General features: G+C 71.9%; 5 protein-coding genes and 1 tRNA gene. 4 read left to right on the top strand and 2 right to left on the bottom strand.

Annotated elements, in window-relative coordinates:
* The first annotated feature begins 517 nt into the window (after positions 1-517).
* The 3 genes from ABZ635_RS26965 to ABZ635_RS26955 all read left to right on the top strand — a co-directional run bounded on the left by ABZ635_RS26965 (position 518) and on the right by ABZ635_RS26955 (position 3,331).
* On the top strand, positions 518-1,147 hold the full coding sequence (locus ABZ635_RS26965; RefSeq protein WP_357770044.1) for a hypothetical protein: 630 nt from the start codon (positions 518-520) through the stop codon (positions 1,145-1,147).
* A 236-nt stretch (positions 1,148-1,383) separates the two neighbouring features.
* The gene (locus tag ABZ635_RS26960) at positions 1,384-1,992 is read left to right on the top strand and encodes a hypothetical protein (RefSeq protein ID WP_357770043.1); all 609 of its coding nucleotides are present in this window, start codon (positions 1,384-1,386) and stop codon (positions 1,990-1,992) included.
* A gap of 106 nt (positions 1,993-2,098) precedes the next feature.
* Positions 2,099-3,331, top strand: a complete 1,233-nt coding sequence (locus tag ABZ635_RS26955) for an amidohydrolase (RefSeq protein WP_357770042.1) — start codon at positions 2,099-2,101, stop codon at positions 3,329-3,331.
* A gap of 56 nt (positions 3,332-3,387) precedes the next feature.
* Here ABZ635_RS26955 and ABZ635_RS26950 read toward each other — a convergent pair.
* Both ABZ635_RS26950 and ABZ635_RS26945 read right to left on the bottom strand, forming a co-directional pair.
* Positions 3,388-3,461: transfer RNA gene (locus ABZ635_RS26950), tRNA-Pro, on the bottom strand.
* A 73-nt stretch (positions 3,462-3,534) separates the two neighbouring features.
* Positions 3,535-4,455, bottom strand: coding sequence for a metallophosphoesterase (locus ABZ635_RS26945; protein ID WP_357770040.1), 921 nt, complete (start codon positions 4,453-4,455; stop codon positions 3,535-3,537).
* Between the two features lie 97 nt (positions 4,456-4,552).
* Here ABZ635_RS26945 and ABZ635_RS26940 point away from each other — a divergent pair, with 97 nt between their 5' ends.
* Positions 4,553-5,005 (top strand): GatB/YqeY domain-containing protein, encoded by a 453-nt coding sequence (locus ABZ635_RS26940; protein WP_357770038.1) that lies wholly within the window; start codon positions 4,553-4,555, stop codon positions 5,003-5,005.
* The last annotated feature ends 101 nt before the right edge of the window (positions 5,006-5,106 follow it).

Raw genomic sequence — 5,106 nt, 5'->3', positions numbered from 1 at the left:
AACTCCAGAGAGCGGTCGTCGACCACCTGGGGGCACGGAGGCTGGCCGACCACCGGCGGCGGCTCCACCTCTGGGCCGACCAGTGGCCGGACCGGCCGAGCCCGCTCCGGGGCGTTTCGCGCCCCCCAGGGCGGCCGGGGTTCCCGAACGGGTGAAAGAGGCCGGTATCGGCCTTGACGGCGCTCGTGTCCGAGTCGCTCCGAACCTCCGTGAGACCATGCGGGAGACAGGACCCACGACTCGCGGACGGACCCTCTCTCGTATGGGACACCCCTTCCCTCCTCCCCCTCATGGCCCTCACGGCCACCAGGGGCAGCCCCCGCCCGGTCAACCGACCCCGACCGGTCAGCCCCACTTCCCCCAGGCCCCGTTCGGCGGCCCCGGGCACCACCCGCCTCCCGGACCTCCGGGGCCGCCCGGACCCCCCGGACAGCCCGGTCACCAGGGCCCGCCGGGCACTCCGGTCGCCCCGGGCCAGAACCCGGCCCCCGATCGGCGTCCCCGGACCGCACTCACGGTGGCCCTCACCGCCGCCGTCACCCTGGTCGTCGCCGGCTCCCTGACCTGGGTGGCCACCTCCGCGACCGGTTCCTCCGCGAGGATCGGTTCCGCGACCGGCCTGCCCTCCGGCGACCCCTGCGCGACCGTCACCGACCAGAGCCTCTCGGGGATGGACGGCGAGGTGAGCAGCTGGAGCGTCAGCACGTACTCCAACGGCTGCACCTGGAGGGTTTCCCTGGGCGGGGAGGAGAACGTGTACCTCTCCCTCAACCGCTCCGTGCCCCTCTCCGGAGGGGACGCCGCGCTGGCCGAGGAGCGGGACACCGAGAACGAGGGAGTACCCGCCGACAGCGACGAGCTCTTCGCCGCCGCCGTCGACCGGGCCGTCAAGCATCCGTTCTACGAGGAGACCGACCCGTCCGACACGTGGGACCGGCCGCTGAACTTCGGAAACGAGAGCACGCTGGTCCTCGCGCACTTCCCCGACGGAAGCGGCGGGTCGCAGCACCAGGCGGCCACACTCGTCGTACGCGACGGACGCCTGGTGAGCACGGTCAACTTCCTGCTGACCTCCCCCGAAGAGGACATGGACCTGAACACCGCCGAGGAGGTCCTCTCCGACGTGGCCGCCGACATCTTCGGGTGACCCCCCTTCCCACCGTCGCGCGGGCGTCGCGCAGAACCAGGAGAACAGCCGTGCACGACGGCCATCCACAGCAGTCGTTCCCCCCACCCCCCGGGCCCGGCGGTCCCGTGCCCGGGGCGTTCCAGGCCCCGCCGCCCGGCCAGCCGCCCACGGGACCGCCCCCCGTCCCGGGCCCGGCCCCGGCACCGGCCCCCCGCAGAAGGGGGACCGGACGCACCATCGCGATCACCGCTGCCGTGACACTGGCGGCCTACGGCCTGGCGGCCGGGGGCTACTGGGCGGTGACCTCCTCGTCGAGCACCGCCATGGCCGGTCCCGAGACCGACCGGCCAGCCATCGACCCGTGCTCCGTCCCCGGCGGCTCCGACCTCCGTTCGCTCAGTGCGGCACTGCCGCAGGCCGCGTTCTCCGAGGCGTACGCGGCCTGCGGGTGGGACGTCGAGTTCGCGAACGGGGACCAGGGGTACCTCGGAGTCTCCTTCTACTTCCCCGAGTACGAGGAGAGCTCGTCCGAGCTGGACGACGAGGAGGACCTGCCGAAGGCGGAGCGGCATTTCGACCGTGAGCGGACCGAGTACCTCGACGGGGACATCTCCTCGTACAGCTCCCTGGAGGTTCTGGAATCGCGTGAGCTCGACCTCGGGGACGAGGCGCTGGTCGCGCACTTCACCCGGGGCTCCGAACCGCCGGTGAGCCAGGCCAGGGTGCTCATCCGGCAGGGGGACGGTCTGGTCGAGGTCAACTTCCGGGAGATCGGGGACGAGGGCGGCAACGGGGTCGACTTCACCGTCGGGGAGGACATCCTCATCGGGATCGCCGAACAGGCCCTTTCCCACCTGGAGTGAGCCCCTCGGGTCCGGGTCGGCCGCCCCCGCCCCGGGCCCGCGCGGGTTCGTCCGGTTCCTTCGGGAAAGGACCCCACTGGCAGGGTTCCCGAAGGAAGGCCACCGTATGAACCGTTCCACCGAGACCGCGTCCGCCTCCGTCCTGTCCGGCCTCGACACCGGGCGCGCCCACCGGATCTACCGGCACCTCCACGCCCACCCGGAACTCTCCATGCGGGAGCACGCCACCGCCGATTTCGTCGCGGCGGAACTGGACGACCTGGGAGTCGAGAACTTCCGCTGCGGCGGCACCGGGGTGGTCGGGGTGGTCCGCAACGGTGACGGGCCCGTCGTGGCCTTCCGCGCCGACACGGACGGTCTGCCCATAGCCGAGGACACCGGGCTGGAGTACGCGAGCACCGCCACCGGTGAGCTGGACGACGGCACCACGGTGCCGGTCATGCACGGTTGCGGGCACGACACCCACGTCACGTCCCTGCTGTCGGCGGCCCGCGCGCTGGTCTCCCGCACCGACGTCTGGTCGGGGACGCTCGTGCTGGTGTTCCAGCCCGGCGAAGAAGTGGCGGCGGGGGCGCGGGCGATGGTCGACGACGGGCTGTGGGAGCGCGCCCCGCGCCCCGAGGTCGTCCTGGGCCAGCACGTCATGCCGCTCCCGACCGGGACGGTCGCCCTCTCCCACGGCGTCGCGATGGCCATGGCGGACGCGCTGCGGGTGACGGTCTACGGCAAGCAGTCCCACGGTTCGCGACCGCAGTCCTCGATCGACCCGATCGTGCTCGGCGCGCACATGATCACGCGGCTTCAGACGATCGTCTCCCGCGAACTCGACCCCCGCTCCCCGGCCGTGGTCACGTCCGGGACCTTCCACGCGGGCCTCAAGGAGAACATCATCCCGGACCGGGCGGAGTTCACTCTGAACATCCGTGCGTTCGACCCCGAGGTCCGGGAGCGGGTGCTCTCCGCCGTCCACCGGATCGTCTCCGGGGAGGCCGCCGTCTCAGGCGCCCCGGAACCGCTGGTGGAGAGGGTCTACTCGTTCCCCCGCTGCCACAACGACCCGGACCAGGCGGCGCGCGTGGAGTCGGCGCTGCGCACGGAGCTCGGCACGGAGAACGTCTCCGTGGCCGAACCGGTGATGGGCAGTGAGGACTTCGGCCACCTCGCCGACGCCATCGGGGTTCCCTCGGTCTTCTGGATGTTCGGCGGGTTCGACCCCGCCCCGGGGGAGGAGGCCCCGGTCAACCACTCGCCGTACTTCGCCCCGGACATGGAGTCGACCCTGGCCACCGGCGCGCGCGCCGCTGTCGCGGGCGTCCTCGCCTACCTCGGCACCGCCTGACGGGCCGCCCCGGACACGACGAAGGCCGGTCCCGTGGGACCGGCCTTCGTGCTCTGTCGGGGTGGCGGGATTTGAACCCACGACCTCTTCGTCCCGAACGAAGCGCGCTGCCAAGCTGCGCTACACCCCGAAGCAACGTCCCCAAGTCTAGCGGACTCGGGGAGTGCTTGGCACATCCGTTTCGGCGGAGGTGAATCCGCCGGTCAGGCACGTGCGACCAGGTCCAGGAGGGAGGCCTCCGGGCGGCAGCAGAACCGGACCGGGGCGTACGGGGACGTCCCCAGGCCGCCGGACACGTGCAGCCACGCGTCGCCGTACTCGTTCAGGCCCCACGCGCGTCGGCGGTCGATGCCGCAGTTGGTGACCAGCGTCCCGTAGAACGGCAGGCACAGCTGGCCGCCGTGCGTGTGCCCGGCGAGGAGCAGCTGGTAGCCGTCGGCCTCGAAGCGGTCCAGGTTGGCGGGCTCGGGCGAGTGCAACACGCCCAGCCGGATGTCGGCCAGCGGGTCGGCCGGCCCGGCGACGTCCTCGTAGCGGTCCAGTTTGATGTGGGAGTCGTGCACACCCGCCAGGGCCACGTCGAGCCCGTTGGCCTTCAGGGAACCCTTGTGGTTGTTCAGGTCCAGCCAGCCGGACGCCGACATGGACGCGCCCAGCTCACGCCACGGCAGGTCCGGCACCCGGCGCTTGCGGTAGTCGGTCTTGCTGGTCCGCCACAGGTACCGTGCCGGGTTCTTCAGCTGGGGGGAGAACAGGTCGTTGGACCCGTACACGAACGCCCCGGGCCGGTCCAGAAGCGGCCCCAGGGCGTCGATGAACGGCCCCACCGCGTCCGGGTGGGCCAGCGAGTCGCCGGTGTTGACGACCAGGTCGGGCTCGTAGGCCTCCAGGCCCCTGATCCAGTCGATGAGCATCCGCCGTCCGGGCGTCAGGTGCGCGTCCGACAGGTGCAGCACCCGCAGGCGTGGGCTGCCGGGCGGCAGGAGCGGCAGCTCGTACCTGCGCAACCGGAACCAGTTGCGTTCGATGACCGATGCGTATCCCAGCCCGGCCACACCGACCGCCCCGGTGATCGCTGCCGCGCGCCCGATCCGGCGCAGGAGTGGTCTGTTGTCGGCGCCCATCCGGCCCTCCTTCGTCGTGTACCGATCGTCCCAGATCCCGGGTGTCCCGCGCGCAAACCGTTGGTCGGTCCGGCCGGGGCGGCCGTAGGATCGGGCCATGTCCGAACTCAAAGCCCGTCTCAAGACCGACCTGACCACCGCCATGAAGGCGAAGGACAAGGTCCGCACCGCCACCCTGCGCATGGTGCTCACCACCATCGCGACCGAGGAGTCCGCCGGCTCCTCCCAGCGCGTGCTCGACGACGACGAGGTCACCAAGCTCCTCATCCGCGAGGCCAAGAAGCGCCGTGAGGCCGCCGAGGCCTTCGACAAGGGCGACCGCCCCGACGCCGCCGCCAACGAGCGGGCCGAGAGCGAGGTGCTGGCGGACTACCTCCCCAAGCCGTTCACGGACGAGGAGCTCTCCCAGCTGGTCGCGGCCGCGGTCGCCGAGACCGGTGCCTCCGGCATGAAGGAGATGGGCCAGGTGATGAAGGTGGTCAACCCCCAGATCGCCGGGCGCGCCGAGGGTTCGCGCGTGGCCGCCGAGGTCAAGCGCCAGCTCGCCTGAGCGGTCCCCGGACTGGGTGAACGCGGGAGGGGCGGCGGTGACCCGGTCCAGGGCCACTGGACGAGGATCTGCGTCGGCTACATGGAGGGGTGGCTCAGCTA

This window comes from Nocardiopsis sp. NPDC007018 (genome assembly GCF_040635075.1).
GTDB lineage: Bacteria > Actinomycetota > Actinomycetes > Streptosporangiales > Streptosporangiaceae > Nocardiopsis.
The sequence above is the reverse complement of the archived record's forward strand: the minus strand, read 5'-3'. Positions and strand labels throughout refer to the sequence as shown.